We start from the raw sequence: 26,082 nt of genomic DNA, 5'->3' as shown, positions 1-26,082 counted from the left end.
TACGCAGCGGCCCCGTCGCACCGCGGCGGGGCTGCCGTGTGCCAGCCTGACCACTCCGACGTCTCGCTTTATCATGTGTGAATGCCACGTCAGCAGGATCCCGAAGACCGGTTCGTCGAACTGGCGCGTTCGCTCAAAGAACAAGGCGACGAGAGCGAGACCCTTGACCATGCTCTCAAGATGGCGGTCGACATCATCTCGGGGTGCGACGAGGCGGCCGTCAGCCTGATCCGACGCGGGGGCCGCATCGAGACCCTCAACACCATCGGGTCGCGGGCGGCAGAGGCGGACCAGCTCCAGTACGACGCCGGTGAGGGGCCGTGCCTCGATACCATCGCCCACCACGAGACCACGCTCGTGCCCAATCTGGCCGACGAGGCGCGGTGGCCGCGCTGGAGTCAACGGGTCAACCGTGACCTGGGCTTCGGAAGTGCCCTCTCCTTCCAGCTGTTCACCACCGCCACCGACTACGGCGCGCTCAACATGTATGCCGAGCGCGCCGACGCGTTCGACGGCCATGACCAGATCGTGGGCCTGGCCATGGCCGCCCACATCGCCGTCGCCCTCGCCTCGTCCCGCCAGATCGACAACCTCGGACGGTCGGTGAACAGCCGCACGGTTATCGGCCAGGCGATGGGCATCGTCATGGAGAGGTACGGGCTCGACGACTCGCGAGCGTTCCGATTCCTGCAGCGAGTCTCCAGCATCACGAACACCCGGCTCCTCGCGGTTGCCGAGCACATCGTCACCACCCGGCGGATCCCCGAGCAGCACACGGCGGCCGGCTAGCGCTGGCCAGACCTCTCACGAGGTCTCGCGCAGAAGGTCCCCGCCGAGTCGGGTCAGGGTGTGCAGCACCGAGTCGCCGTCGCGGCGGCTGGTGATCAGCCCGGCCTCGCGCAAGGTGCGGGTGTGATAGCTGACGGTCGCGGCCGACACGCCCACCCGAGCGGCAAGCTCGGAGGTGGTGGCACCGACAGCACAGGCGGCGAGCGCCGTCGCGCGACTGCCTCCGATGAGGGCGGCGAGGGCCCGCTCAGGGGACACGGCGACGAGGTCCGCGGCGGTTCGCGACACGGGGTAGACGAGGACCTGCGGCAGGTGGGGATCCCTGAGGGTGACCGGTTGCCGCCAGCAGAAGTACGAAGGGACGAGGCGGAGCCCGCGACCCTCGAGATAGACGTCGCGGTCGTCCACGTGGTCGACCACACCGAGCACCGGTGCATGCCAGACGAATGACGGACCGAGGCCCCGGAGCAGTCCGTCCACACCCCCGTCCAGCAGCTGCCGGGCGCGCAGTGCTCGCTCGCTCTCGAACAGGCTCTCCATCTGACCGGTGACCGGCGAGATCACCGTGGCGTGGTAGGCACGCAGGGCATCGGTCAGGGTCGAGCGCGAACGGGGCTCGGCCAGCGTGCTCAGCGGTGAACCGGCGCCCCGGCTCGGATCCACCCGCGCGATCTGCTCGGCGACGCGATGCTCGGGCGATTCGAGGATCGCGTCCAGCCCGGCATCGAGACCCTCCGCCGCCCTTCCCGGCGTGAGGAAGTCGGGGTAGTAGCGGGCGAGCGGAAACAACGGCAGCAGCATCGAACGAACCGCGCGTCCGAGGCCGGTGTCGCGCAGGTTGCGCAACGCATCCTCGTACCACCTCTCGTGCAGCCAGCGGCCCCCACGAGTCTGGAACCGGTGGAGGCTGGACGCGATCTCCCACATGGGATCGGGCGCGGCAGCAACGCTCGTGAGAGCGAGATCGTGCTCGCTGAAGTGAATGCGCAGCACTGGCTTCCCCCCTTGTCAGACCTCCCACAGGCTCGCACACGGGTAGGTCAGCGCTGCCTATTTCGATGCTCGTCGAAATGCCTGTCGTTCTGGTGCGGCCGGATGACACGATCCCTTCGCCGAGGCGCCGTGCACGCAGCACGTCGACGCGCCACGGCGTCCATCAGCATCACCAGGGGGAAACACATGAAGAGGAAGATCTACTCGGCCTTGGCCGCCGTCGGGCTCACCGCCGGCCTGCTGGTCACGTCGGGCGCGCCGGCCTCGGCCAGTCCCGGCTGCACCCACAAGGGACTGGCAGTGGCCAGCACCGGCAACATCGTCGCCATACCCGCGACGAGCAGCGGCGATGACCATTGCCACCTCCAGCAGGGCTACGCCTCTGCAGCGGTCCGCACTCTCCAGAACTCGATCAACTGGTGTTACCGAGGCCGGGGGGAAGCGGTCCTCAAGATCGCCGTCGACGGCAACTACGGCCCGGCGACCAAGGCCGCGGTCAAGCGGGTCCAGCAGATCGCAAAGATCACGGCTGACGGCGTGTACGGACCGGCGACCAGGGACAAGATGCTGCACCGACAAGACGTGTGGGAGGGCGACCAGGACCCTAACGTCTGCCGAAGGCTCTAGTGACCGACGCGCTAGGCGGTGCCGCCATCACCGTGTTCAGGTCAGCTGGTCGACCCGGATCAGGTTGCCGGCCGGATCACGGAACGCGCAGTCCCGTGGACCCCATGGCTGGTCCATCGGCTCCTGCAAGACGTCGACGCCGCTCGAGCTGACCTTGTCGAAGAGGGCGTCCAGATCGCTCGTGCTGAACACGTAAGGGCCCGGACCGGAGCCCTTGGCGACGAGACGGTGCAGGGAGTCGCCGTCGTCCTCGGACCGTCCCGCTCCCGGGTCGGAGAGGACGACGGTGACACCCTGCTGGCCGGGGAAGCCGAGGCTCACCCACCGGTGACCGTCGGACTCGACGTCGTTGACCACCTCGAGGCCGAGCGCGTCGCGATAGAAGCCGATCGCGGCGTCGACGTCGTCCACCGTGATCGGGAAGTACTTCGCTCTGATGTCCATGCGCCTCACGCTACGGACGCGGCGACGCCGAGGCTTCTCCGATCCTGCTGAGCTGCCCTGTCCTCGGCCCTCCCCCGTCCTCAGCGAAGGGGCACAGGGCGCGTGAGCAGACGCGCGATGCAGGGAGGCATCGCCTCGACCGCGTCGTGGGGCCGCGCGCGATAGGCGCTGGGCGTCTCTCCCACGATGCGCGTGAACGTCGAGCTGAAGGATCCGAGCGAGGAGGCGCCGACGGCCATGCAGGCATCCGTCACGCTGACGCCGGCGCGCAGCAGCGCCATCGCGCGCTCCACACGTCGTGTCATCAGGTAGCCGTACGGCGTCTCGCCGTACGCGCGTTTGAACTCGCGGCTGAAGTGCGCGTCAGACATGCACGCGCGTCTGGCCATCGCTGGCACGTCGAGCGCACGCGCGTAGTCGGCGTCCATCAGGTCGCGAGCACGACGAAGGTGCGCGAGGGTCTGCGGGCTCTGCGGTGGCACCTCCCGACGGTACAGCCCCGTCGGCCGCGCTCGTCGCGATCTGACCCACCTCTGCCGTGACGGTGATCTCCGCACCGTTGCGCACGTAGGCGGGGTCGCTCACCCGCGCGAGGATCATCCGCCGCGCGATGCGGTTCTCGGCACTGACGACGGCCTGGACGGCGGAGAAGTCCTCGCTCGGGACGTCGTGGACGACGGCGTCGATCAGGCGGGAGCCGAGACCTCTGCCCTGGTCGGAGTCGGCGACCACCACCGCGACCTCGGCCGTCAACCCGCCGCCGGCCGGTTCGCCGTCGCCCGTGCTCGTCGCGATCGGTGCCCACATGGCATGTCCGACGACAGCGGCGCCGCGGAAGGCGAGCACCGAACCGCCCACGGCACCGGGCCGGAGCAGATGCTTCGCGAGGGCCGGTGGTGTCTGGGGTCCGAAGCCGGTGAGAAAGCGCCGATATGAGGTGTCTGGCGACAGAGCGAGCAGGAAGGCTTCCATCGCCTCGAGGTCGTCGAGGGAACCCGCACGGAGCTCCACGTCGCTCGGCTCGACCGTCGCTGTCATAAAACCCCCCGAAAAGCAAAGACAATACGAACGATCGTATCATTTGTTAGGCTGTGGCTCTGCGCTAAGTTCGAGGAGATATGGAGACGGAGACCACTCTCGGCGACCATCCCGACGGGAGGGTGCGCCGCGGCAATGCGACGCGGCGGGCAGTGCTCCGTCGTGCCGTGGATGTGGCCTCCGTCGAGGGCCTCGACGGACTCTCCATCGGGCGCCTGGCCACGGAGCTCTCGATGAGCAAGAGCGGCCTGTTCGCCCTGTTCGGCGCGAAGGAGCAGCTCCAGCTCGCCACCATCCGGGCAGCGAAGCGGATCTATTTCGACACCGTGGTCCGCCCGGCGCTCGAGACGACCCCCGGCCTCGGGCGGGTGTCGGCCCTCCTCGCCGCATGGCTCGACTACTCGCGCGAACGCGTCTTTCCGGGCGGTTGTTTCTTCGCCAGGACGAGCACCGAGTACGCCGCCCGCGACGGCGCGGTGCGTGACGCCCTGACCACGGCGCACTACGAGTGGCTTCAGCTCATCGAGCGGTCGCTGATGGAGGCCCAGGCCCTCGGCGAGCTCGATGCCGCCGAATCAATCGACCAGCTCGTCTTCGAGCTGAACGCGTTCCTCGACGGCGCCAACCTCGACTCCCTGTTCGACCGCGGCGACACGTCCTACGACCGCGCCCGACGCGCCATCCGCGACCGCCTGCGCTTGGCCGCCCACGGTCACCCGACGACGGGCTGACGCAAGATCGTCCGCAGCGCGGACGAGTCCGTCCTGCGGGGATCGGAGAGGTAGATCTCGTGGTGGCGTCCGGACGGACGCAGCCCGTGCGCGGGAAGGAACTCCTCGTGGAGGCGTCTCAGGGTCGGACCCTCGTCGTCGTACGAGCCTCGATGGAGAATCTGCACGCTCCGGCCCTCGTCGTATCCTTCGAACCTGAGCAGACGCAGCGCCGGTAGTCCCTTCTTGCTCGCCACGGCCAACGCCTCGTCGACGATGTCGCCGGTGATCCAGTCCGGCTGAGCGATCATCATCGTCCAGTCCCACGCACTCTTGTCCCGCGTCTGGAACACCGACAGGTCGTCGGCGGTCCAGAGTCCTTCGAGCGGCGCCACCGTGTGTACCCGGTCCAGTCGCGTCTTCGCGATCGACCGGGCGCCGTACGACGTCGTGTAGAGCGCTTCGACCGCCTCTCGATAGGCGGGCGAGGTGTTGGGGTCACCGTGTCCGTCGATCATGAGGAACGACATCTCGGGGACGTCGACGACGACGAAGTCGTCAGCCTTGGGCGCGTAGAGGTCCTTGCGTTCCTTCTTGATGTCGTAGCTCGACACTGTCCGCTCCCCCGCGCCCCGTGAACGACCGGCCCCTCCGGCGTGCAGACGACCCTAGTGGCTGCGGGTCAGCTCACCGCGAAACGTCGCGCGGTAGGTGGTGGGACTGACACCGACCGTACGGACGAAGTGCCGACGCAACGTGGTGGCCGTGCCGAGGCCGCACCGGGTGGCGATCTGCTCCACCGACGCGTCGGTGCGCTCGAGCAGCTCCTGGGCGCGGAGCACGCGTTCGCGGTGGAGCCACCTCAGAGGCGTCAGCCCGGTCGCGGTGCTCATCCGGCGCGTCAGCTGGCGTGCGCCGAGTCCGGCCTCGCGTGCCAGGTCGGTGACCGTGAGCGGCTGGTCGAGGTGTTCGCGGGCCCAGTCCAGGGCAGCACCCACGCAGTCCGGCCCGGTCGGGCTCACGGGTGCCGCGATGAACTGTGCCTGCCCGCCCGGTCGTTGCGCCGCCACGACCAGGCGCCGCGCGAGCCCGTTGGCGGCGGCGCTGCCGAAGTCGGAGCGGACCAGATGCAGGCACAGGTCGAGGGCGGCCGTCTTGCCGGCGGAGGTGAGGACCTGCCCGTCATCGACGTAGAGCACGTCGGCACGCGCGCGTACGGCCGGATAGAGGCGCTCGAGCTCAGCGACGTGCATCCAGTGCGTCGCGGCCTCACGCCCGTCGAGCAGTCCGGTCGCGGCGACGACGAAGGCGCCGGTGCACAACGACGCGATGCGCGCCCCTCGCGCATGAGCCGCCCGCAGCGCGTCCACCAGGGTCGGGTCGGGCGCGGCGTCGAGGTGGTTCGTCGACGGGACGATGACGAGGTCGACCCCTGTCAGCGCGTCGTACCCCACGGTCGGCGCATCGCCGAGCCACGGCGCGGGTGTGCCGTCGGGGGTGGCGACGACGAGGGAGTACCACGCGCCGTCGCCCGAGAGGTCCGACCGGTCGACGCCGAAGACCTCGGCGGCGATCGCCGTCTCGTACAGCATCGCGTCAGCGTGCAGAGCCAGCCCCACGGTGACCATGTCGCAAACTGTACGACAGGCGTCGGTTCGGACACTGGCTGTTCAGCGGTGGCTCGCGATGGGATGGGGACATGACGTCCTCCTCCCCCGGTCCCGTCGTCGTGTACGGCGCGTACGGTCACACCGGCCGCTTCGTCGTCGACGAGCTCCTTCGACGCGGCCTCACTCCGATCCTCTCCGGCCGTGACGAGACGCGACTCGCAGCGATGACCGACGGGCGGCGCGACCTGGAGATCCGCCCGGCGCGGGTGGACGATCCCGATGCGCTGCGTACGGCGGTGGCTGGCGCGGCTGCCGTCATCAACGTCGCCGGCCCGTTCCTCGACACGGGCGTGATCGTGTCGGGTGCTGCGGTTGCCGCGGGAGCCCACTACCTCGACGTCACCGCCGAACAGCCTGCCGTCGAAGCCGTGTACGCCGCGCGCGCTCTCGATGCAGAGGAGGCGGGGGTCGCGGTCATCCCCGCGATGGCGTTCTACGGCGGCCTCGCCGACCTGCTCGCGACGTCCATCCTCGACGGGTTGACAGAGCCGGCCGCGCTCACGGTCGCGGTCGGGCTCGACCGTTGGTGGCCGACAACCGGCACACGACTCACAGGGAGCCGCAACACCGTACCTCGACGGACCATCGTCGACGGACGGCTGGCACCACTCGGCGAGTCCCCGCCGCCCGACCCGTGGGACTTCCCGGGGCTGGGCGAGCAGGCCGTCGTCGCCGTCCCGTTCTCGGAGCCGGTCCTCATCGCGCGGCACCTGCCCGTCGACCGGCTCGACTCCTACCTCAGCGCGTCGGCACTCACCGACATCCGCGATCCAGAGACCCCTCCTCCCCCGACGATCGATGACCGCGGCCGTTCGTCCCAGCAGTTCGTGGTCGACGTCGTCGCGCAGGCGGGGACGCAGACGCACCGGATGTCAGCCAGTGGCCGGGACATCTACGCCGCCACGGCACCGGTGATCGTCGAGGCAACGGCTCGACTGCTCGACGGCCGCGCTTCCCGTGCAGGTGCCGTCGCACCGGGTGAGGTGTTCGACGCCGAGGACTTCCTGCGGGCGCTCACGCCTGACGTGCTGACCCTGCGGCGGGACGTCCGCCGCGCTCAACCGTCCGCTGCTGCCGCGCGCTCCTGAACCAGCACCGCGATCCCGTCCACCTCCGCACCGGGATCACGACGTCCGATAACCGCCAGCATGCAGTGCGGTGGCTGACAAAGATCTGTCTATGAGCATGTCAATTCACGCGCTGCCCGCCTCCGTCTCGATCACGCACGCCAGGGACTGGCTCGACACCGAAGGTGGTGCTCAGCTGCGCTGTTGCCTGCGCAACAGTCGAGTCGGCGAGCGAGTGCGTCTGGGCGCCGTGACCCCGCCCGGCCCGCAAGGTGTGTACGCCGAGACCGGGCCGGTCTTCGTACACGCCGACGGTTGCGAGGGGCCGCAGTATCCCGGCTATCCGGACGACTTCCGCTCAAGGACGGTGGTCTTCCGGGCGTACGACCAGCGTGGGCAGATAGTTGGTGGTGAGATCGTCGAGCCGCGCACCGGTCAAGAGGCTGTGGCCGAGCGGTTGTTGGCGGAGCCAGACGTCGCTTTTCTGCACGTCCGCAACACGGTCTACGGCTGCTACATGTTCGCAGTCCACCCGGCGGCGTGACTCGGATCGTCGTCCACGCGCTGACCGCCGACGAGCTCGGTCGTGTACGTGAGCTGGGCGCAGGAGGTGGTCGATCTGGGGGTGAACGCACGGAGCGCGGCGTCGGGGCACCGGCTCGTGCGCGGTGAGGTAGCCACGGATCGTGGCAGGGAGCTGGAACGGTTCGAGTCAAGACAGGGGACTCTCCCCCGGCGAGAGGGATGACGCACCAACTGCCGTGAGGGCATCGACGAGAGGGCGCGGCACCCGGTCGAGGTCGAGCGCGTCGACGAGCAGCCGCGCGTACCTTGCCTTTCGTCCACTCGTCGTGCCGAGGAAGCGCCGAAGCACCTGGTCCTCCGGCCTGTCTCGGTGGAACCGTTGTCGGGTCAGCGTGCGCCACGCGCCGAGGTCGCCCGCCGACTCGATCACCTCGAGGACCCGCGGCACGCCGAGGCTACGGATCAGCTCGTCCTCGAGGTCGAGGTCACAGACGAACCTCGCGGTCGGGATGGCCTGGTGACGGGCGAGGGTCCGCTCGACGTACGGGGACTCGCGGACGTCGTGGAGGACAGCGACCAGCTCGGCATCATCGACGGAGTCGAGATGGCGGCCGAGGTTGGTCACCCCGCCCATCGCCACGACGGCCACCCCGGCGCCCGCGAGGTCGGTTCCCCGTCGACGCGCGACCGCCCGCACGGCGACCTCGTCGCTCTCGCCCTCGACCAGCAGCAGCCTGCGCGGCATGGACTGACGATAGCCACGCCGGCGTCAGGAGCGGGGTCGTCCGGGTCGACGCCTCAGGCCGTCGTGTCGCACTTCCCTGTCGGCTCACACACCCGAAGGCCGTACGGGACGAAGATCTGGTGCTTGCGACCACCTGCCCGGTACGTGATGTCGAACCCGCGCGTCCGAGCGATCCCCTTCAAGGTCTTGCGGAGCTCCACGACCAGCTCCGGAGGGCTGCCTGCGCCCCCGCTGCACGGCGCAGACAACCGCGTCGTGACCGGCCGGCCATCGAGGTTCTCGTGCAGCGAGGCATTCTCGTCGACCACCACCCCACTGTCGCCGTTGGCGGCTCGCACGGGAGCCACGAAGCCGAAGTCGGTCACTGCCAACCCCCGGGCACGACCGGCGGCCGCAACGGCGAGAACGTCGACGGCCCCGTTTGCGTCGGCGCAGAGCGGGCCGACCGAGAGCGTCAGCCTGCCCGGGCCGGCAACGCGAGCAACGGCCGCGGCCGAGCCGTCTCCCTCGACGTCCTCGACCGGGGCTCCGCCGGTCACGAACGCGAGCGCTCCGATCGACGCAGCGGCGACGGCCACCACCACACCGACCGCCAGCGCAGCTCGGCGCGGCGTCTCGCGCCGCGTCTCGTGGTCGTTCAACGCCGTCTCGCCATCAAGAGAAGGGGTGGTGCACCGATGGTGCCGCACGCCCGCACCGCTCTCTGCGGCAGGTCCGGACTAGGCGGCCACGTCAGCGAACCGGGACGGCACACGCGTGCCCTCGGTGAGCAGCCGCTCCAGGGACCCCAGGTCACCGGTACGCGAGGCCGCGAAGAACGCCTGGAGGAGGTGACCGTGAGCATCGGCGTCGACTCGACGCGCACGGTCGCTCGAGAGGTGCTCCTGCCCTCGACGACTCAGCTGCCGAGCGTTCGCGGCGGTGGTCTCGAGCAGCCGGGCGATCGTCGCGTAGGGGTAGTCGAAACCCTTGCGGAGGACGTACGCGGCCAGCTCGGCCGCGGTCAACCGCTCCAGCAGGAGGTGAAGGACCTGCTCGACCTCACTGGCGCGCTCGACGTGCCCCGACGGGTCTTGGGCGGGGTCGGCGAGCCCGAGCACGGCCGGGCTGCCTGACCTCTCGTGCCGGTCGTGGGCCGACTGGATCACGTTGATCGCGAGGCGGGTGGTGGTCGTCGAGAGGAAGGCAGCGGGGTTCGTGACCTTTGCAGGGTCGGTGCGCTGCCAGCGGAGCCACGCGTCCTGGACGACGTCCTCGGCGCCGGCGACGTCGCGGACGATGCGGTAGGCGACCCGGAAGAGGTGCGTGCGGTGACAGAGAAAGGTCTGGAGGGCGGCGTCGAGGTCGTGTGGGGACATGCGGGCTCCTGTGGGACCGGACCGACGGCACCCGAGTGCCTGGGAGATCCAGCCTCCGGTCGTCGCCCCGTGCCCCGCGCCCCGGAGATCCGTGGTCCGGTGCGTGGTCGCGCGCCTACGGACGAGCGGCCGTCCCCGACGTCAGCGCGTCGCGCAGATGACGCCGTGAGCCGATCCCGAGCTTCGCGAACACCTTGCGCAGGTGCCACTCGACGGTGTGCGGGCTCAGATAGAGCTCGGCGCCGATCTCCGGGTTGGTCATCCCCTCCGCCGCGAGCGCGGCGATCTGCGACTCCTGGGGTGTGAGGGGGTCGTCTCGGCGGTCGTCGCGGGGACGGGCTCTCTCCCCCGTCGCGCGGAGCTCGCGGCGGGCCCGCTCCGCGAAGGCGTCGGCTCCCATCGCATGCAACAGCTCGTGCGCGGCACGAAGGTGCTCGCGCGCCAGCGCTCGCCTCTTCGTACGCCGGAGCCACTCGCCGTAGAGAAGGTGCGTGCGGGCGACCTGAACCGTGATGCCCTCGCCCCGCAGGTGCTCCAGCGCTGCCTCGTACAGACGGTCCGCCTCCTCCCCGGCCCGCAGCAGGGCCTCGCAGCGTGCTCGCATGCCCTGGGCCCACCCGGTGCCGACCCGAGCAGTCCGCTCGGTCAGGCGACGGAGCGACTCCGCGGCGAGGTCCTCCTCGCCACACCGGACGGCCGCCTCGACGTGCTCGGCCAGCGCCCAGCCGGTGAAGTTGAAGCCGTCGTGCTCGATCCCTGCGCGGGCTCCGTCCAGCGCTCGGTCGTAGCGGGCGAGCCCGTTGTAGAGGACCCCTTCGACATGTCCGCTGACTCCGAGGAGCGAGACCTCGCCGCGGACGGTCGCGCTCTCGCGTGCCTCGTCGAGGATGCGTGTGGCATCAGCCTCCTCACCCCGCCAGGCCGCGAGCACGAGCGCCGCGTACGTCAGCCGCGCGGAGCCGGTCGCCCTGCTGATCGCGTCACCCTCCGCGATCAGGCGCGCGGCAGCGGCGAGATCGCCGCGGTGGAGGTGCACCCCGGCTTCGAACTGCAGTGCTTGGGGCAGCACGCCGAGTGCGCCGACGTCTCGCGCGACGCGCACCATCCGGGCCGCCAGCGTCGTCCACGCCGCGAAGTCCCACAGCTGGTGGACGTAGGTCTCCTGCGCCACAGGGGCCAGCGCCAACCACCGCTGGGTCGCCCCCCTGTCGGTTGGTTCCTCGTCCGCGAACGGCCCGAGCGCTCGTCGCAGCAGCGGCGCCCCTTCGGGAAGCCCGTCGGCGAGCAGGGTGGTGACCCCCTCCAGCAGCAGGTCTGACGGGGCAGGCGGTGATGACGGCGCGCCGACAACGCCGGTCACGTACTCACGTGCGGCGATCGCCGCAGCCTGAGCACCCGCGGGCCCGTGGACCCGACCGGAGAACACGGTGGCGCTGATCGCCTCCAGGTAGGTCTCGCGCGCGAGGGGTGACCCTTCGCTCGCGAAGGCGGCGGCTGCGTCCAGGAGCAGTGGTGCGGCCTCGTCGCTGCGGCTGCGGGCGAAGAGGACACGCGCCCGCAGGCGTACGAGCCGCGCCTGGTCCTGCGCGCTCAACGGGCACAGCACGGCGACGCCGGCCAGCTCGGACGCGGCGTCGGGCGACGCTGCAGCGACGTACGCCTCCCCCGCGGCCAACGCGCGTCGCCCACGCCGTCGCGGATCCGGTGTCGACCGCGCTGCCTGGTCGAGGAGCGCGGCCTCAGCGGCCATGCCGCCCCTGAGCCGAGCGCGTTCTGCGGAGCTCTCGAGAGCGGCCGCGACCTCCTCGTCCGGGCCGGAGCCGGCCTTCGCGGCGTGCCAGGCACGCCGGTCGGGGTCCTGGACCGGGTCGGTGGCCAGCGACAACGCGCGGTGGACCTGGCGCAGTTCGTCAGGGAGCGCGTCGCGGTAGACGGCCGAGCGTGCCAACGGGTGTCGGAACCGGACCGACTCCCCGAACTCGAGCAGGCCGGCGGCCTTCGCCGGCGCTGCGTCCGCGGTGATGCCGAGGTGCCCGGCGGCCCGCGCGAGAAGGCTCGCGTCACCGACCGGATCCGCCGCGGCGAGGAGCAGCAGCAGCCGAGTCGGCCGCGGCAGGCCCGCCAGCCTCTGCGCGTAGTCGCGCTCGACTCTCGTCGACACCGATCCTGCGTCCCCGATCTCGAAGCCGTACGCGAGGTCGGCGGCACTGCGGCCCCGCGGCAGCTCCAGCAGCGCGAGCGGGTTGCCGTGGGTCTCCGCCACGATCCGGTCGCGGACCTGGTCGTCGATCGGTCCGTGCACCGCCGAGGCCAACAGCTGCCGCGCCGCGTGGTCATCCAGCCCGCCCACCTCCAACGACGGGAGGTCGGCGAGGACCGGCTCACCCTCGGAGTGCCGCACGGCGAAGACGACGGCCACCGGCTCGGCCAGCAGACGACGCGACACGAACTCGAGTGTCTGGAGTGAGACCCGGTCCAGCCACTGGGCGTCGTCGACGATCACCACGAGCGGCCGCGCGTCAGCCGATGCCGTGAGCAGGCTCAGCACCGCGAGACCGACCAAGAAGCGGTCGGGCGCCTGTCCGTCCACCAACCCGAAGGCGACCTGGAGCGCGTCGCGCTGAGGGCTGGGGAGGTCGCCGAGCTGTCCGAGGAACGGCGCGCACAGCTGATGGACGCCGGCGAAAGCGAGGTCCATGTCGGCCTGGACGCCCTGCGCCCGGACCACGGTGAGGTCAGAGGCGTGGACGGCGACGTGGTCGAGGAGCGTCGACTTGCCGATGCCCGCCTCGCCCCGGACGACGCAGACAGCGGCGGCGCCGTGTCGCGTCCGATCGACGAGGTCGCACAGGATCTCTGCCTCTCGCCGACGCCCGAGCAGCTGCGTGCGGGGGGTGGCGCTCATGGGCGGCTCCTGCAGGAACGCTCCGCAATGCCGGTGTCACAGATCGCGACGCTGCTCGGTCGGGTCGACGTAGGCCTGCATTCTATCGAGGAGCGACCGTGGTGCCACGAGAGAACCAGCTCGCCACGTCTGTCCTTGTCGTCGGGACGGGAGGGTCCGGCCTGCGCGCGGCGATCGAGGTCGCCGAGGCCGGTGTGGCGGTGCTGGCGCTGGGCAAGCGACCCGTCGCCGATGCGCACACCTCGTTGGCGGCCGGTGGCTTGGATGAGCCCGGTAGCGGGCCCGGATGGCTGCGGCGTGGTCCTCCTCGGGTTTTCTAGCGAGGGCGTAGTAGTGGGCGCGGTCGACGATGTAGTTGCACGTCTCGTGCTGGTATCGGCCGGGAGCGTCGAGTGACGGTTCGAGCTCCTCGCCGTCGTGCTCTGCTCCGAGCCCGCAGTACATGCACACCGCCGGCATGGGCGTCGCGGTACTCACGACCGTCCCTCCCGGTTGGCGCCCCCATGCGTCGTCCCTCCTCGATCATCGGCTCCCTACTTCTACGAAGGTGCCGACGCCCGCGCTTGCGTGACACGAACACGACCTGGCCCGGTGCTCGAGGACTTCTTCACGAGGGCCTTCCTCGGCTCTCCCCCCGCGATCCCAGGACGGACGGTGTCCCGGCAGTCCCCCGGAAGCGGCGACGAGGCACCCCCGGGCTCGACGATCGTCCTGCGCATCGTCTGATCCAGCGCCGATCGGCTCGCGGCCGGGTAGGGCCGGCCCTAGGCTCAGAAGCTGTGAGCTACGTCGAGAGCGTCGTCTTCCGCGCGATCCCGGTCGCGATGATGGCGCTGTGCCTCGGCTTCGGGCTCTACGTGTGGAACGCCGGCGATGTGGCCGACAACTTCGTCGCGGGACACGTGGTGACGTTCCTGGCCGCCATCTGCCTGTGCCTGTTCTGCACGGCGGCGACGATCATCAGACAGCTCCTTCAGCGGTTCACCGCGCTCGACCGCGTCCTCTACCCCGTTCTCGGCTACGCGGTAGCGGCCGGAACGGCCTCGTACGGGGTGACGCTGTTCGCCGGAGCATCGGGCACGGCCCAGAGCCAGGAGTACGTGGCGGGGCACGTGGTCTTTGGCCTGGGCCTGATCAGCGGATGCGTCGCGACCGTGGCCACGGCGTCGACCAAGTTCACCCTCATCCCGGAGAACTCGAGCTTCGAGGTGGGTGACCACCACGTACGGCCGGAGGCGTTCGGCCGCCCGACCGCCCCGCTGCTGGTCGCGGTCCCGATCGTCCTCGCCGCGGTGGCGTGGGGGTTCGCCCTCGCGAACCTCTTCGGGTCGACGACCCCGGCTCGCTTCACCGTCGGTCATGTCATGGCCGGGCTTGCGTGCATCTGCACGAGCCTCGTCGGCCTGGTCGTCAGCATCGTCCGCCAGATCGAGAACAAGTACGTCGCCCGCGAGCGGATCCTCTGGCCGTGGCTCGTGGTGGCGATGGGCACCGTGAGCCTGGTCTGGGGCGTCGTGGTGCTGCTGGTGAACGACGAGCCGTACGCCCTGACGCCGGGGTTCGTGATGATCGGCCTCGGCCTCGTCTGCTACAGCATCCTCAGCAAGGTCGGCCTCCTCTCGCTCGTCTGGCGCCGGACGTTCGACCTCGCCAACCGGGTCCCTCTGATCCCGGTGACGACCGCCCTCGCGTGCCTGTTCCTCGCGGCCTTCGTGTTCCAGGCGGCGGTCGACGACACGAACCTCTTCATCGCTGCCCGCGTCCTCGTCGGCCTCGGGGCGGTCGCCTTCTCGCTGTACTCGATCGTCAGCATCCTCGAGAGCGGGACCTCCGGCCAGGCGCCCTAGAATGCGGCCGTGCCCTCCCCTGCCACCCCTCCGCCGACGCATGCCCGCAACCCGTTGGGGGCGCACGTCCCCGTCGGTCCGGGCCTGGCGAAGGGTGCCTGGCGCGCCATGCGCGATCTCGGTGGCGACACGCTGCAGGTCTTCACCGGCAACCCCCGCGGATGGGCCGCGTCCGCGGGCGACCCGGCGCAGGACGCCGCGTTCCGCGCACTCTGCGAGGCCGAGGGCGTGCCTGCGTTCGTCCACGCCCCGTACCTCGTGAACCTCGGCAGCCCGAACCCCGCCACGTACGAGAAGTCTGTGGCGAGCGTGGCCCACAACCTGGCCCGTACGCACGCGATCGGGGCACGCGGGCTCGTGGTCCACACCGGCTCGTGCGTCGACGACGGCGCGTACGACGCCGCGCTCGCGCAGGTCCGCGAAGGTCTGCTCCCGCTGCTCGACGCCCTCCCCGAGGAGGGGCCTCGACTGCTGCTCGAGCCGACCGCGGGGCAGGGGCGCTCGCTGTGCGCGAAGGTCGACGACCTGGAGCCGTACCTCGAGGCGCTCGAACGCCACCCTCGCGTGGGGATCTGCCTCGACACCTGCCACGCCTTCGCCGCCGGCGAACCGCTGGACGAGCCCACGGGAGTCGCCGCGACCCTCGAGCGTCTCGTGGAGGTCGCCGGTCCCGGCCGACTCGCCCTCGTCCACGCCAACGACTCCAAGGACGTCCGCGGCAGCTTCAAGGACCGCCACGAGCGGATCGGCGTCGGGCACCTCGGCAAGGACGCGTTCGCCGCGATGCTCGCGCACCCGGCCACCGTAGGTGTGCCGTTCGTCCTCGAGACCCCAGGCGGCGCCGACGCGTGGCGCGAGGACCTGGCGCTCCTGGCCTCGCTCCGCCCGCAGTGAGCGCCGCCGACAGCGCCATGGAGCTGGCGCCCCGCTCGTACGGGGTCCTCGCCGCAGCCGCGCTGCTCGCCGTCACGGCAGCGTGGGGGTCCACGTTCTTCCTCATCAAGGACCTCGTCGAGGTCGTCCCGCCGGTCGACTTCCTCGCCGTACGGTTCGCGATCGCCGCCGCTGCCCTGTTCCTCCTGCGGCGAGGACCGTGCTCGCCATCCGCGGGGACGGCCTGCGTCGCGCCGTGGTGCTCGGTCTCGTCTACGGCGGCGCCCGACGTCATGGACGTCTACCTGCGCGCCCGCGACGACGGGTCCACCGACCTCCAGCTCGAACTGCGGAGCGACCACACACCGGCCGTCGTGCTGGTCCACGGCGCCTTCGCCGAGTCGGCGAGCTGGTACCCCGTGATCGAGATGCTCCACGCCCGGGACGTGGAGGTCGTGGCCGCGGCCAATCCGCTGCGAAGCGTGAGCGGCGATGCCGCGTACGTGCGTGACGTCGTGACCGGCCTCGACCGCCCCGTCCTGCTGGTCGGGCACTCCTACGCCGGCGTCGTCATCACCGAGGCCACCTCGGCGGATCCCGCCGTCCTCGGACTCGTGGACGTGGCCGCGTTCGCGCCGGACCACGGAGAGAGTGCGCTCGAGCTGTCGACGACGTACCCGGGCAGCTCGCTCGGCGAGTCGCTGCCGCCCTGCGCCACCAAGCCGCTCGGGCGGAGGCCCGCAGCATCACCCAGCTGAGCGGGGCGTCGCACGCGGTGAGCCTGTCTCGGCCTGCAGCCGTCACCGACACCATCGTCGAGGCACTCGACGAGTGCTCCGTCGCCGGCGTCGCCTGAGCGTGCAAGGACGCCGGTGACCGGAGCGCATCTGGTCACCGGCGTCCTCTGCGTCTCAGGCCGAGACGCTGCGAGCGTCGGCCCAGGCGCGGTAGGTGGTGGCGCCCAGCTCGGCACCGTCGGCCGGGACGAGGCTGTCGTCGGCGACCTCGGTGCCGAAGTAGGTCGCGTGCTCGTCGGCGACGACCTCACGGTCGTCCCCGGTCTGCTGGAGCGCGTCGGAGATGAACTCGCTCATCCGCACCTTCTCCGGGCCGCCGATCTCGCGGACGCCCTCCACGGGTGGTCCGACCGCCGTACGACCGACGGTCGCGGCGACGTCGTCCGCGGCCATCGGCTGGAAGTGCGCCGGTGGGAGGTGGATCACGCCATCGACCGTCGACGCATCCGCGATGGCCGGGACGAACTCGAAGAACTGGGTCGCACGGACGATCGAGTACGGGATGCCCGACTCCTGGATGAGCTTCTCCTGCGCGACCTTGGCACGCAGGTAGCCGCTCGCGGGAAGGCGGTCGTCGCCGACGACGGACAGCGCGACGTAGTGCCCCACCCCCGCCCGCTTCGCAGCCCCGACGAGGTTGGTCGTCGAGGTGACGAAGAAGCTCATGACGTCGTCGTCGGCGAACGACGGCGAGTTGGAGACGTCGACGACCGCGTCGGCGCCGACGAGCGCGGCGTCGACTCCTTCGTTGGTGAGTGTGTTGACGCCCGTCTGGAGCGCGGCGGGGACGGCCTCGTGGCCGTGTGCCCGGAGCCTCTCGACGATCTTGGATCCGATCAGGCCGGTTCCACCGATGATGGTGACCTTCATGACTGCACCTCTCTGGCTCGGTTGACGGAGGGCGTTGCCCCTCGACGTAGTGACCTGACAGCAGGCCCGTCTGTGACAACGCCCTCTCGCCCCTCCTGCGGAGGTGCCCGGCGTCACCAGGTGGTGGGCTTCTCCGGCGTATAGGCCCACGTCTCGAAGAACGCGCTCAGGTCCTGGCCCGAGATCGACTCCGCCAGCGCGACCAGGTCGCTCGTCGTCGCGTTGCCGTAGCGGGAGCCACGCGCCCATGCCTTCAGAAGCCTGGCGAAGTCGTCGTCGCCGATCTTCTGCTTCAGCTCGTGCAGCGTCAGCGCTCCCCGGTCGTAGACGGCTCCGGCGAACAGGTTCAGCGGGCCCGGGTCTGCCATCACCGTCGTCCAGAGACCGGAGGTCGCCGGGGTCGCGTAGACCGCGGCCGCGCGCGCCTCGACCGTACGACCGCCGGTGTGCTCGCCCCACATCCACGCGGCGTAGGTCGCGAACCCCTCGTTGAGCCAGATGTCGGACCAACGGTGGGGCGAGACCGCGTTGCCGTACCACTGGTGGGCGATCTCGTGCGCCACCGTGCCCTCGCTCGCCGAGCGGGAGTAGATCGCGCGCGACTGGGTCTCGAGCGCGTAGCCGACCGAGTCGTCGTCGACGATCGCGCCGGCCGACGCGAAGGGGTAGCGCCCGAAGTGGTCGCTGAAGAACGCGATCATGTCGGCCTGCTTGGCCAGCGACGCCTCGCTGGTGGCGCGGTTGGCCGGCGTCACGTCGCGATCGATCGCGTTGATGATCGGGATGCCGCGAGGGCCGCGGGTGGTCGTGATGTCGAAGTCGCCGATCGTCGCCGTAGTGAGGTAGCTGGCCATCGGGCTCGACTCGAACCACCGGTAGGTCGTGCGCCCGGCACGTGTCTTCGGCTTGCCGATCTGGACGCCGTTGGCGACGGCTGCCTTGCCCTTGGGCACCGTGATGCTGAACGTGTAGATCGCCTTGTCGTTGGGGTCGTCGTTGACCGGGAACCACGTCGGGGCGCCATCGGGCTCGTTGACGACCATCGCACCGTCGGCGGTCGAGACCCACCCGTACAGGGAGCCCTCGGCGTCGACCGGACGCCCGGTCGTCCCGCCGTACGAGATGCGCACGACCGCCCGGACGTGCTTGCGCAACGGTCGCCGCGGCGTCACCGTCAGCTCGCCGTCCTCGTGGGTGAAGCCGGCGCGTCGACCGTTGACGCTGACCGACGAGACGTCGAGCCCGCGCAGATCGAGGTTGAACGACGACAGCGTCGTGGTGGGCCGAAGCGTGAGCTGGGCGGTCGCGTCCAGGGTGCCGCTCGTCGCGTCGACCGGGTCGTAGTCGAGGTCGAGGTGGTAGGTCAGCGCGTCGTATCCCGTCGCGCCCATGGCCGGGAAGTAGGGGTCACCGGCCCAGGACCCGCCAGGCTGCCCGACGACGGGGGGCCGGGCGGCCGGGGCGGCACTCGCCGAGGAGCCGAGGGCGGCACCGGTCAGGCCGAGGACGAGAGCGGTGGCGACGGGGAGGGTGTGGCGCAAAGGACTCATGGGCAGACGCTAGCGCTCCTCAGGGGTCTCTACCCTTGTCTGCTATTTCGTCTTCACAATTGTTCACAATATCGGTAGCGTGCCTGGCACCTCACCCGAGGCATCCGTCGCCGGGCACGACCGCCCGACCCCCGAGGAGACCCCATGCACAGGTCGCCCACCCCCCGCGCTCCGCGCCCGCTCCGGCTCCTCGCCGTGGTGGCGGCGGTGATGCTCGCACTCACCGCCTGCGGCGGTGACGACTCGTCGGCAGGCGAGGACGGCACCACCGCCGTCACCGTGGGTGTGATCCCGATCGTCGACGTCGCACCCATCTATCTCGGTATCGACCAGGGCTTCTTCGAGGACGAGGGCCTCGATCTCACCCTGAAGACGGCGCAGGGCGGAGCCGCGATCGTCCCCGGGGTCGTGAGCGACGAGTTCCAGTTCGGCTTCAGCAACACGATCTCCCTCCTGCTCGCGAACACCCAGGGCCTCCCGCTCGAGGTAGTCAGCGCGGGAGTCTCCTCGACCGGCGAGGCGGGCAAGGACTTCGGCGCCGTCATCGTCTCCAAGGACAGCAACATCCAGACCGCCGCCGACCTCGCCGGCAAGAAGGTCGCCGTCAACACCCTGAAGAACATCAACACCACGACCATCAACGAGGCGGTTCGGCAGGACGGCGGCGACCCCTCGTCGATCGACTACATCGAGCTGCCGTTCCCCGACATCGCGGCGGCGGTCTCCAAGGGGACGGTCGACGCCGGGCAGGTCGTCGAACCCTTCCTCACCATCACCACCCAGCAGGGCGACCGGCAGGTCGTCTCGAACTACGCCGCCACCGACCCCAACCTCGAGGTGGGCATGTACTTCGCGTCGAAGGGGTACGCCGAGAAGAACCCCGAGGTCGTCAAGAAGTTCCGTACCGCGATGGAGAAGTCGCTCGAGTACGCCCAGGCTCACCCGGACGAGGTCCGCACCGTCCTCGGCACCTACACCGAGATCGACCCGGCGATCGGCAAGGCCGTCATGCTCCCCCGCTGGTCCGCGGAGATAGACGAGGACTCCGTCCAGAAGCTCGCGGACCTGGCCGAGCAGGACGAGCTCATCAGCAAGCAGCCCGACCTGGAGGAGATGCTTCCGTGAGCTCTGCAGTCGAGGAGTCGGCGGGCACTCGATCCACTCTCGTCGTCACCGCGCACGCGGGCGACTTCGTGTGGCGGGCGGGAGGTGCGATCGCGCTCGCCGCCTCGCGGGACCAGCAGGTGACGATCGCCTGCCTCACCTTCGGCGAGCGGGGAGAGTCCGCCCGAGCGTGGCGCGAGGGGCGTTCGCTGGAGGAGATCAAGGCGGTACGGCGTGCCGAGGCGGAGGAGGCGGCTTCCGTCCTGGGGGCGACCGTGCGCTTCTTCGACGCGGGCGACTATCCCCTCGTGGCTCGGCCCGAGCTCGTCGACGACCTCGTGGGCCTCTACCGGGAGGTGCAGCCCGACGTCGTTCTCACCCATCCTCTCGAGGACCCCTACAACGTCGACCACCCGGCTGCGGCCCGGATGGCGCTGGACGCCCGCGTGCTCGCACAGGCGGCCGGCTACCCCGCCGCCGGTGAGCCCTTGGGCGCCCCGCCGGTCTTCTTCTTCGAGCCGCACCAGCCAGAGATGTCCGGCTTCCGGCCCGAGGTCCTCCTCGACATCACCGAGGTCTTCGACACCAAGCGTGCCGCGATGGAGTGCCTGGCGGCCCAGCAGCACCTCTGGGACTACTACACCGATCTCGCCACCCGGCGAGGGGTCCAGCTGCGGCGCAACGCCGGTCCCAACCTTGGTCTGGCGAGCACCACGTACGGCGAGGCCTACATGCGGCCCTACCCGCAGGTGACCGGTGAACTGGCATGACGCCGGTCGTCGTCACCTCACCACCACGCCCGGACCCCGCGGCCGTGGCACGGCTGCGCGAGTACGGCGTGGCGACGGTCCACGAGGCGATGGGGCGCACCGGCAGCCTCGGTCCCGACGTGCGACCCATCCAGCAGGGCCTGACCGTCGCCGGCGGCGCGGTGACCGCCGTGTGCTGGCCGGGTGACAATCTCATGATCCACGCCGCGGTCGAGCAGTGCGGTGACGGTGATGTGCTCGTCGTCGCCACGGCTGCGCCGTCGACCCACGGGATGTTCGGCGAGCTGTTCGCCACCGCGCTCGCGCACCGAGGGACCGTCGCCGTGGTGATCGACTCGGGCGTGCGCGACACCGCCGAGCTGCGCGCCATGGGCTTCGGCGCCTGGTCGCGCCACGTCAGTGCCGAAGGCACGGTCAAGGCGACGGCCGGCTCGGTGAACGTCCCGGTGACCATCGCCGACCAGACGATCTGCCCCGGCGACGTGGTGGTCGCCGACGACGACGGTGTCGTGCGGGTCCCGCTCGACGACGTCGAGGCGACCCTCGAGGCGTGTCAGGCTCGGGTCGAGAAGGAGGCGGCGACCCGCGAGGCGTTCCGCGCCGGCCAGCTCGGTCTCGACCGGTACGGTCTGCGCGACGTGCTGGCACGGCTCGGCGTCGAGTACCGCCCGTACGACACCGCCCGCGACGCCCAGGGCCGGCAGTGACCTCGGACGGCGTCCGGTGCGCGCTGATGCGGGGCGGCACCTCCAAGGGGGCGGTGTTCCTCGCCGACGACCTCCCGCCCAGCGGCGCGGACCGTGACGACCTGTTGCTGCGCGTCATGGGCAGCCCCGACCGTCGTCAGATCGACGGCGTCGGCGGCGCCCACCCACTCACGAGCAAGGTGGCCGTCGTCTCCACCTCGTCCGAGCCCGACGTCGACGTCGACTACCTCTTCCTCCAGGTCGTCGTCGACAAGCCGGTCGTCTCCGACTCCCAGACCTGCGGAAACATGCTCGCCGCGGTCGGACCGTTCGCGGTCGAGCGCGGCCTCGTCGGGGCCTACGGTGGCGTCACCCCCGTCCGGGTCCGGATGCTCAACACCGGCGGACGGGCCACCCTGCACGTGCGGACGCCGGGGGGCACCGTGACGTACGAGGGGGACACCGACCTCGCCGGCGTCCCGGGAACCGCCGCCCCCGTCGACATCGAGCTCGCCCCGCCGTCCGCCCCCCTCCTCCCGACGGGCGCCGTCATCGATCGGCTCGCCGGCCTCGACGTCACGTGCATCGACAACGGGATGCCCACGGTCGTCGTCCGTGCCGGTGACCTGGGCATCACCGGGGGCGAGCCGCCCGACCAGCTCGAGGCCGACGACGCGCTGCGGGAGCGCGTCCATCTCGTCAGGGCCGCCGCGTCGGCGGCGATGGGGCTCTCGACCGATCTCGAGACGTCGACCGTCCCCAAGATCGTCCTCGTCTCCTCACCCGAGGAGGGCGGTTCGCTGCGCACCCGGAGCTTCATCCCGCACCGTGTCCACGAGGCGATCGGCGTGCTCGGCGGCGCCTCCATCGCCGCGGCCGCCGCACTACCCGGCACGGTCGCGTACGACCTCGCGGCCAGGCCCGGGGGGCGTGTCCGCCTCGAGCACCCGACGGGCTTCCTCGACCTCGCTCTCGACGTGGACGAAACTGCCGGCGACACACCCCGCGTCAGCCGGACGTCCGTGGTGCGGACGGCCCGCATGCTGCTCGACGGCACCGTCTTCCCCGGCCCCGCTCGTCTCTGACCCCCTGCCCGAAGGAGCCACCATGCCCCCGCCCCTCGGCGACATCGCCCACCTCGGCCACGTTGAGCTGCTCACCCCGGACGTGGACGGGACCGTCTGGTTCTTCACCGAGATCCTGGGCATGACCGAGGCCGGGCGCGAGGAGGGGTCCGTCCTCCTGCGGACCTTTGACGACTACGAGCTCACGAGCGTCGTCGTCACGGCGCACGAGACCGCGGGGATCCGGCGTACCGCACTGCGGGCGTCGAGCGACGAGGCGCTGCGCCGTCGAGTCCGCGCGATCGAGGAGAGCGGGCGCGACGGCCGCTGGACCGACGGACGCGCGGGCACCGGACCGACGTACGTGACGACCGATCCCGACGGCCACGAGATCGCGCTGTACTACGAGACCGCTTGGTACGACGCACCGGACGACCTCCGGCCGGGCCTCAAGAACCAGCCGCAGGCGAAGCCGCGCCAGGGCGTCGGCGTGCGTCGTCTCGACCACGTCAACTTCCTGGCGGCCTCGGTGCTGCCGAACGTCGAGTTCGTCGAGCACACGCTCGGGGGGCGTCCGACCGAGCAGATCGTGCTGGACTCGGGCACCGTCGCAGCACGCTGGTTGACCTTCACCAACAAGTCGTACGACCTCGTCTACACGGAGGACTGGTCCGGGTCGTCGGGGCGTCTCCACCACGTCGCCTTCGCGACCGACACCCGCGAGGACATCCTTCGCGCCGCCGATCTGTGTCTCGACAACGGTGTCTTCATCGAGACGGGCCCGCACAAGCACGCCATCCAGCAGACGTTCTTCCTCTACGTCTACGAGCCGGGCGGCAACCGCATCGAGCTCTGCAACCCGCTCACCCGCCTCGTCCTCGCCCCCGACTGGCCGCTGGTCACGTGGACGGAGGCGGAGCGGGCGAAGGGCCAGGCGTGGGGACTCAAGACCATCGAGAGCTTCCACACCCACGGCACCCCGCCGCTCGCCTAGCCGGAAGCGAAAGGGCAGCGCGGGCCTGCGGTCAGACGGCGGCGGCCGTGGCTTCCGCCGCCTTGCGCATCGCCGCCATGACGCTCTCGAGGTGCCGGCGAACCGCGATGGCGGCCGCGTCGGGGTCGCGGGCACAGACGGCGTCGATGATCTGCAGGTGCTCGTCGAGCGAGACCTGCGGGCGCCCGGGTTGGGTCGCCAGCCGGAACTGGTGGCGTACGAGCTGCCCGCGGAGTCGGTCGAGGACGTCCGCTGCGGTCTTCTGCCCGCTCAGGTCGCGCAGGGCGCGGTGGAGCCGCTGGTTGAGCGCGGAGTAGCCGAACACGTCTCCTGAGGTGACCGCAGCTCGCATCTCGGTGCCGATCTGCTGCAGCATCGCGACGTCGGCGTCGTCGATCCTCTCGGCCGCCTTCGCGGCGCACAGCGCCTCCACGACCATGCGCACCTCGTAGATCTCGGTCGCCTCCTCCAGCGAGACCACCCGGACACGTGCGCCCCGGTTGGCGATCCGCTCGACGAGGCCCTCGGTCGCCAGGCTGAACAGCGCGGCACGCACGGCCGACCGGCTCGCGCGGAACTGCTCGGACAGGTCAGCCTCGACGAGGCGCTGGCCCGGGGCGAACTCCGCGCTCAGGATCGCGGCGCGGATGGCGTCGGTGACCACGCGCGGATCGCTCGTGGGACGCCCCTCGGTCGCGGCCATGCGTGCCCTCCCCGGGAAGCACTCGCGCCGGCTGCTGAGCTGCCGCCGGCATCGACGTCGATCATATCGGTGGTGCCGCCTCACCCAGGGGAAGCGAGGCAGCACCACCGGTCGGTCACCTGGCCAGGTCACCGCGCCGGGTGAGCCACGTGCGGGACGGACGGCAGACGAGCCTCCCGTCCACGGCCCGGCACCAGGTCTGGTAGTCGGACGAGTAGAGCCGCTCACCGACCCAGCGGTAGCCCGGTCCGGGCTGGCGGCGTGGAGTGACCGGCACGAAGTTGCGCGCCTCGTCGGTGCTGCCCGTCCCGTCGTACCGCGCCACCGTCGGGTACGGGAAGACGGGACGCGTCCGGGTGGACCCGTCCGCCGTCCGCGAGGCGGCGATCGAGCGGGGAGCACGTCCGCTCTCGACCCACGCCATCACCGGGGTGAGCACGTCGAAGGTGTTGGGCCCGGCCCCGTCGCTGCAGTGCGCGAGCCCGGGGAAGAGGAACAGCCGCGAGAACGACGCCGTACGCCGTGCGCCGAGGGTGTCCTGCACGGCGTCGTAGTAGGCCAGCGTGGACTGCGGAGAGATGTGCTGGTCGTTCCAGCCGTGCCAGAGCAGGAGCTTGCCGCCGCCGCGCCGGAAGGCGGACAGGTCGGGGTCGAGCGCTGACATGTAGCTCGAGGACTGCACGGTTCGCCAGAACGACGGCACGGTGAACTCGATGTCCTCGAGCTCGAAGTCCGGCCGAGGGTCGTTCGGCTCGGCGAGGTAGCGCAGGTAGGACAGGGCGAAGTTCTCGCTCATCGGCGTCTGCCCCTGACTGGCTGGGACGAACAGCGTCCACTCGAGCTCCGAGCCCCACTCGTGGGAGATCTCAGGTTCGAGACGACGACCACGGGAGTCGGTCGCGCCCTCGTGCAACCTGCGAACGACCCGCACCTGCGCCGTCGACAGGCATGTCGCCGTGTCCTGGCCGGGTCGGCACCGAAGGACGGCCGGGTCGAAGTCGCACGCGCGCGGGTCGTCGAGGACGCCGTCGGCGACGCCGTCGCGGCGGTCGCACCGGGCCATCACCGCGGAGTGGACCAGCGGCAGCTTGTCGGCGAGGAGGATGAAGCGTCCGTCCTCGTCCTTGTTGGCGAGGACGTTCCATGCGTGGTGGAAGGTGTTCTGGACGGCCATGTTGTTGGCCGGCGCACCGGCGGCGATCCCGTCGAAGTCGTCGGGATAGCGCTGGGCCTCCATCAACCCCTCACGGCCGCCGTCGGAGCAGCCGGTGAAGTAGGAGTAGGCCGGGCGACGGCCGTAGAAGGCGCGGATGATCGCCTTCGCGGTCTGAGCCGTCACGTGGACGCCGCGGTAGGCGAAGTCGATCTGGGCCTGCGGGTTGCCGGCCGCCCAGGAGCCGTCGTTCTGCCCCTGGTGCCCCATGTCGGTGGTCGCGCTCGCGACCGACCCGTCGGCGAGGACCGGGCAGCCCGCGGCCTGGCCGTAGTTGATGGTGGCGTTGCCGCAGAGACCGCCGCAGCCGGTCTGGACGTAGCGCTGCGTCCAGCCCTCGACCGGGAGCCGGACGACGATCGTGTCGGCCGGGGCGATGGTGCCGCGGACCTCGCAGTACGGCGCCGGGGTGCCGGCGGACACGACTGTCGCTGAGGTGATGTCCACAGGGGCGTCGGTCACCCCGGTCAGGTCGAGCTCGGCCACTTCCGCGCAGCCCATGACGGGAGCCAGGGCCTTGAGCCGGGCGAGGCCGTCGGGGGTGACCCCGGCGTGGGCGGATCTGCCACCGCCCCCGACGGCAGGGGCGGCCGTGGCGACGGCGACAGGGGCAAGCGTTGCGGCAGTGAGCAGGGCCGCCACGGTGACGGCCACACCGCGTGGTCGCTGCGGGCGGAGCCGGGGGATGAAGGACCAGGGCATGTGCGCCTCCTCGTCGAGACCGAGGTGACGAGCGTCGC

At 70.7% G+C, this 26,082-nt stretch carries 28 protein-coding genes; 14 read left to right on the top strand and 14 right to left on the bottom strand.

Annotated elements, in window-relative coordinates:
* Nucleotides 1-81: 81 nt before the first annotated feature.
* Nucleotides 82-789 (top strand): GAF and ANTAR domain-containing protein, encoded by a 708-nt coding sequence (locus KV102_RS15140; protein ID WP_220341056.1) that lies wholly within the window; start codon nucleotides 82-84, stop codon nucleotides 787-789.
* 15 nt (nucleotides 790-804) lie between these two features.
* Here KV102_RS15140 and KV102_RS15135 read toward each other — a convergent pair whose 3' ends face one another.
* Nucleotides 805-1,782: a helix-turn-helix transcriptional regulator gene (locus tag KV102_RS15135; RefSeq protein ID WP_220341055.1), complete on the bottom strand. Its 978-nt coding sequence runs from the start codon at nucleotides 1,780-1,782 to the stop codon at nucleotides 805-807.
* A gap of 186 nt (nucleotides 1,783-1,968) precedes the next feature.
* Here KV102_RS15135 and KV102_RS15130 point away from each other — a divergent pair, with 186 nt between their 5' ends.
* Entirely contained in the window at nucleotides 1,969-2,409 is a 441-nt protein-coding gene (locus KV102_RS15130) for a peptidoglycan-binding protein (RefSeq protein WP_220346774.1), read from the top strand.
* Nucleotides 2,410-2,445: 36 nt separating this feature from the next.
* Here the strand turns inward: KV102_RS15130 and KV102_RS15125 are convergent, their stop codons facing one another.
* From KV102_RS15125 to KV102_RS15115, 3 genes are all read right to left on the bottom strand, one after another.
* Complete coding sequence (locus KV102_RS15125; protein WP_220341053.1) at nucleotides 2,446-2,853, bottom strand: VOC family protein; 408 nt, start codon at nucleotides 2,851-2,853, stop codon at nucleotides 2,446-2,448.
* Nucleotides 2,854-2,933: 80 nt separating this feature from the next.
* The gene (locus KV102_RS15120) at nucleotides 2,934-3,224 is read right to left on the bottom strand and encodes a helix-turn-helix transcriptional regulator (RefSeq protein WP_308290348.1); all 291 of its coding nucleotides are present in this window, start codon (nucleotides 3,222-3,224) and stop codon (nucleotides 2,934-2,936) included.
* Complete coding sequence (locus KV102_RS15115) at nucleotides 3,217-3,891, bottom strand: GNAT family N-acetyltransferase (RefSeq protein ID WP_220346773.1); 675 nt, start codon at nucleotides 3,889-3,891, stop codon at nucleotides 3,217-3,219. Before KV102_RS15115 ends, KV102_RS15120 begins: the two co-directional genes overlap by 8 nt.
* Nucleotides 3,892-4,058: 167 nt before the next feature.
* Between KV102_RS15115 and KV102_RS15110 the strand changes: the two genes are divergently transcribed.
* Nucleotides 4,059-4,622, top strand: coding sequence for a TetR family transcriptional regulator C-terminal domain-containing protein (locus tag KV102_RS15110; protein ID WP_308290347.1), 564 nt, complete (start codon nucleotides 4,059-4,061; stop codon nucleotides 4,620-4,622).
* Here the strand turns inward: KV102_RS15110 and KV102_RS15105 are convergent.
* Nucleotides 4,604-5,215, bottom strand: coding sequence for a GyrI-like domain-containing protein (locus KV102_RS15105; RefSeq protein ID WP_308290346.1), 612 nt, complete (start codon nucleotides 5,213-5,215; stop codon nucleotides 4,604-4,606). The genes KV102_RS15110 and KV102_RS15105 overlap by 19 nt on opposite strands.
* Nucleotides 5,216-5,269: 54 nt before the next feature.
* Nucleotides 5,270-6,229: a GlxA family transcriptional regulator gene (locus KV102_RS15100; protein ID WP_220346772.1), complete on the bottom strand. Its 960-nt coding sequence runs from the start codon at nucleotides 6,227-6,229 to the stop codon at nucleotides 5,270-5,272.
* A 71-nt stretch (nucleotides 6,230-6,300) separates the two neighbouring features.
* Here KV102_RS15100 and KV102_RS15095 point away from each other — a divergent pair, with 71 nt between their 5' ends.
* A complete protein-coding gene (locus KV102_RS15095) occupies nucleotides 6,301-7,359 on the top strand; it encodes a saccharopine dehydrogenase NADP-binding domain-containing protein (RefSeq protein WP_220346771.1) in 1,059 nt (352 codons plus the stop codon).
* A 91-nt stretch (nucleotides 7,360-7,450) separates the two neighbouring features.
* Nucleotides 7,451-7,882, top strand: coding sequence for a DUF1203 domain-containing protein (locus KV102_RS15090; protein WP_220346770.1), 432 nt, complete (start codon nucleotides 7,451-7,453; stop codon nucleotides 7,880-7,882).
* Nucleotides 7,883-8,050: 168 nt separating this feature from the next.
* Here the strand turns inward: KV102_RS15090 and KV102_RS15085 are convergent, their stop codons facing one another.
* The 4 genes from KV102_RS15085 to KV102_RS15070 form a co-directional block, all read right to left on the bottom strand.
* Entirely contained in the window at nucleotides 8,051-8,608 is a 558-nt protein-coding gene (locus KV102_RS15085; protein WP_220346769.1) for a TOPRIM nucleotidyl transferase/hydrolase domain-containing protein, read from the bottom strand.
* A gap of 53 nt (nucleotides 8,609-8,661) precedes the next feature.
* Complete coding sequence (locus KV102_RS15080; RefSeq protein ID WP_220346768.1) at nucleotides 8,662-9,249, bottom strand: hypothetical protein; 588 nt, start codon at nucleotides 9,247-9,249, stop codon at nucleotides 8,662-8,664.
* 78 nt (nucleotides 9,250-9,327) lie between these two features.
* Nucleotides 9,328-9,966 (bottom strand): sigma factor, encoded by a 639-nt coding sequence (locus tag KV102_RS15075; RefSeq protein WP_220346767.1) that lies wholly within the window; start codon nucleotides 9,964-9,966, stop codon nucleotides 9,328-9,330.
* 115 nt (nucleotides 9,967-10,081) lie between these two features.
* Entirely contained in the window at nucleotides 10,082-12,871 is a 2,790-nt protein-coding gene (locus KV102_RS15070) for an AAA family ATPase (protein ID WP_220346766.1), read from the bottom strand.
* A 98-nt stretch (nucleotides 12,872-12,969) separates the two neighbouring features.
* Between KV102_RS15070 and KV102_RS19645 the strand changes: the two genes are divergently transcribed.
* The 4 genes from KV102_RS19645 to KV102_RS15050 all read left to right on the top strand — a co-directional run bounded on the left by KV102_RS19645 (nucleotide 12,970) and on the right by KV102_RS15050 (nucleotide 16,349).
* Nucleotides 12,970-13,191, top strand: coding sequence for an FAD-binding protein (locus KV102_RS19645; protein WP_220346765.1), 222 nt, complete (start codon nucleotides 12,970-12,972; stop codon nucleotides 13,189-13,191).
* Between the two features lie 459 nt (nucleotides 13,192-13,650).
* Nucleotides 13,651-14,718, top strand: a complete 1,068-nt coding sequence (locus KV102_RS15060; protein WP_220341041.1) for a DUF2776 family protein — start codon at nucleotides 13,651-13,653, stop codon at nucleotides 14,716-14,718.
* Between the two features lie 9 nt (nucleotides 14,719-14,727).
* The gene (locus tag KV102_RS15055) at nucleotides 14,728-15,612 is read left to right on the top strand and encodes a deoxyribonuclease IV (protein WP_139106613.1); all 885 of its coding nucleotides are present in this window, start codon (nucleotides 14,728-14,730) and stop codon (nucleotides 15,610-15,612) included.
* Complete coding sequence (locus tag KV102_RS15050) at nucleotides 15,609-16,349, top strand: alpha/beta fold hydrolase (protein ID WP_220346764.1); 741 nt, start codon at nucleotides 15,609-15,611, stop codon at nucleotides 16,347-16,349. Before KV102_RS15055 ends, KV102_RS15050 begins: the two co-directional genes overlap by 4 nt.
* Before the next feature lie 153 nt (nucleotides 16,350-16,502).
* Here KV102_RS15050 and KV102_RS15045 read toward each other — a convergent pair whose 3' ends face one another.
* Together KV102_RS15045 and KV102_RS15040 are read right to left on the bottom strand one after the other, a co-directional pair.
* A complete protein-coding gene (locus KV102_RS15045; protein WP_220346763.1) occupies nucleotides 16,503-17,258 on the bottom strand; it encodes an SDR family oxidoreductase in 756 nt (251 codons plus the stop codon).
* Nucleotides 17,259-17,371: 113 nt separating this feature from the next.
* Complete coding sequence (locus tag KV102_RS15040) at nucleotides 17,372-18,808, bottom strand: M1 family metallopeptidase (RefSeq protein ID WP_220346762.1); 1,437 nt, start codon at nucleotides 18,806-18,808, stop codon at nucleotides 17,372-17,374.
* A 144-nt stretch (nucleotides 18,809-18,952) separates the two neighbouring features.
* Here KV102_RS15040 and KV102_RS15035 point away from each other — a divergent pair, with 144 nt between their 5' ends.
* Genes KV102_RS15035 through KV102_RS15015 form a run of 5 tightly spaced genes read left to right on the top strand, consistent with a single transcriptional unit; the run spans nucleotide 18,953 to nucleotide 23,426 of the window.
* Nucleotides 18,953-19,933: an ABC transporter substrate-binding protein gene (locus KV102_RS15035; RefSeq protein ID WP_220341036.1), complete on the top strand. Its 981-nt coding sequence runs from the start codon at nucleotides 18,953-18,955 to the stop codon at nucleotides 19,931-19,933.
* Entirely contained in the window at nucleotides 19,930-20,682 is a 753-nt protein-coding gene (locus tag KV102_RS15030; protein WP_220341035.1) for a PIG-L deacetylase family protein, read from the top strand. The genes KV102_RS15035 and KV102_RS15030 overlap by 4 nt, the downstream gene beginning before the upstream one ends.
* Nucleotides 20,679-21,389 carry a 4-carboxy-4-hydroxy-2-oxoadipate aldolase/oxaloacetate decarboxylase gene (locus KV102_RS15025; protein ID WP_220346761.1) on the top strand — a complete coding sequence of 237 codons (711 nt, stop codon included), beginning with the start codon at nucleotides 20,679-20,681 and terminating at the stop codon, nucleotides 21,387-21,389. The genes KV102_RS15030 and KV102_RS15025 overlap by 4 nt, the downstream gene beginning before the upstream one ends.
* On the top strand, nucleotides 21,386-22,453 hold the full coding sequence (locus KV102_RS15020) for a 4-oxalomesaconate tautomerase (protein ID WP_308290345.1): 1,068 nt from the start codon (nucleotides 21,386-21,388) through the stop codon (nucleotides 22,451-22,453). The genes KV102_RS15025 and KV102_RS15020 overlap by 4 nt, the downstream gene beginning before the upstream one ends.
* 22 nt (nucleotides 22,454-22,475) lie before the next feature.
* The gene (locus KV102_RS15015) at nucleotides 22,476-23,426 is read left to right on the top strand and encodes a VOC family protein (RefSeq protein ID WP_220341033.1); all 951 of its coding nucleotides are present in this window, start codon (nucleotides 22,476-22,478) and stop codon (nucleotides 23,424-23,426) included.
* A 31-nt stretch (nucleotides 23,427-23,457) separates the two neighbouring features.
* On the opposite strand, the gene KV102_RS15010 is transcribed toward KV102_RS15015, so the two are convergent.
* Both KV102_RS15010 and KV102_RS15005 read right to left on the bottom strand, forming a co-directional pair.
* A complete protein-coding gene (locus KV102_RS15010; RefSeq protein ID WP_220341032.1) occupies nucleotides 23,458-24,129 on the bottom strand; it encodes a GntR family transcriptional regulator in 672 nt (223 codons plus the stop codon).
* Between the two features lie 115 nt (nucleotides 24,130-24,244).
* The gene (locus KV102_RS15005; protein ID WP_220346760.1) at nucleotides 24,245-26,044 is read right to left on the bottom strand and encodes a tannase/feruloyl esterase family alpha/beta hydrolase; all 1,800 of its coding nucleotides are present in this window, start codon (nucleotides 26,042-26,044) and stop codon (nucleotides 24,245-24,247) included.
* Between the last annotated feature and the right edge of the window lie 38 nt (nucleotides 26,045-26,082).

It is taken from the genome of Mumia sp. zg.B53, from assembly GCF_019550935.1.
Lineage (GTDB): Bacteria > Actinomycetota > Actinomycetes > Propionibacteriales > Nocardioidaceae > Mumia.
This window is presented reverse-complemented; position numbering and strand designations above follow the sequence as displayed.

Excerpts from the sequence above, each read along its gene's own strand:
- KV102_RS15140 (WP_220341056.1), top strand. The coding sequence starts at position 82 with ATGCCACGTCAGCAGGATCCCGAAGACCGGTTCGTCGAACTGGCGCGT.
- KV102_RS15130 (WP_220346774.1), top strand. The coding sequence starts at position 1,969 with ATGAAGAGGAAGATCTACTCGGCCTTGGCCGCCGTCGGGCTCACCGCC.
- KV102_RS15125 (WP_220341053.1), bottom strand. The coding sequence starts at position 2,853 with ATGGACATCAGAGCGAAGTACTTCCCGATCACGGTGGACGACGTCGAC.
- KV102_RS15120 (WP_308290348.1), bottom strand. The coding sequence starts at position 3,224 with ATGTCTGACGCGCACTTCAGCCGCGAGTTCAAACGCGCGTACGGCGAG.
- KV102_RS15115 (WP_220346773.1), bottom strand. The coding sequence starts at position 3,891 with ATGACAGCGACGGTCGAGCCGAGCGACGTGGAGCTCCGTGCGGGTTCC.
- KV102_RS15100 (WP_220346772.1), bottom strand. The coding sequence starts at position 6,229 with ATGGTCACCGTGGGGCTGGCTCTGCACGCTGACGCGATGCTGTACGAG.
- KV102_RS15095 (WP_220346771.1), top strand. The coding sequence starts at position 6,301 with ATGACGTCCTCCTCCCCCGGTCCCGTCGTCGTGTACGGCGCGTACGGT.
- KV102_RS15090 (WP_220346770.1), top strand. The coding sequence starts at position 7,451 with ATGAGCATGTCAATTCACGCGCTGCCCGCCTCCGTCTCGATCACGCAC.
- KV102_RS15085 (WP_220346769.1), bottom strand. The coding sequence starts at position 8,608 with ATGCCGCGCAGGCTGCTGCTGGTCGAGGGCGAGAGCGACGAGGTCGCC.
- KV102_RS15075 (WP_220346767.1), bottom strand. The coding sequence starts at position 9,966 with ATGTCCCCACACGACCTCGACGCCGCCCTCCAGACCTTTCTCTGTCAC.
- KV102_RS15070 (WP_220346766.1), bottom strand. The coding sequence starts at position 12,871 with ATGAGCGCCACCCCCCGCACGCAGCTGCTCGGGCGTCGGCGAGAGGCA.
- KV102_RS15045 (WP_220346763.1), bottom strand. The coding sequence starts at position 17,258 with ATGAAGGTCACCATCATCGGTGGAACCGGCCTGATCGGATCCAAGATC.
- KV102_RS15040 (WP_220346762.1), bottom strand. The coding sequence starts at position 18,808 with ATGAGTCCTTTGCGCCACACCCTCCCCGTCGCCACCGCTCTCGTCCTC.
- KV102_RS15035 (WP_220341036.1), top strand. The coding sequence starts at position 18,953 with ATGCACAGGTCGCCCACCCCCCGCGCTCCGCGCCCGCTCCGGCTCCTC.
- KV102_RS15025 (WP_220346761.1), top strand. The coding sequence starts at position 20,679 with ATGACGCCGGTCGTCGTCACCTCACCACCACGCCCGGACCCCGCGGCC.
- KV102_RS15015 (WP_220341033.1), top strand. The coding sequence starts at position 22,476 with ATGCCCCCGCCCCTCGGCGACATCGCCCACCTCGGCCACGTTGAGCTG.
- KV102_RS15010 (WP_220341032.1), bottom strand. The coding sequence starts at position 24,129 with ATGGCCGCGACCGAGGGGCGTCCCACGAGCGATCCGCGCGTGGTCACC.
- KV102_RS15005 (WP_220346760.1), bottom strand. The coding sequence starts at position 26,044 with ATGCCCTGGTCCTTCATCCCCCGGCTCCGCCCGCAGCGACCACGCGGT.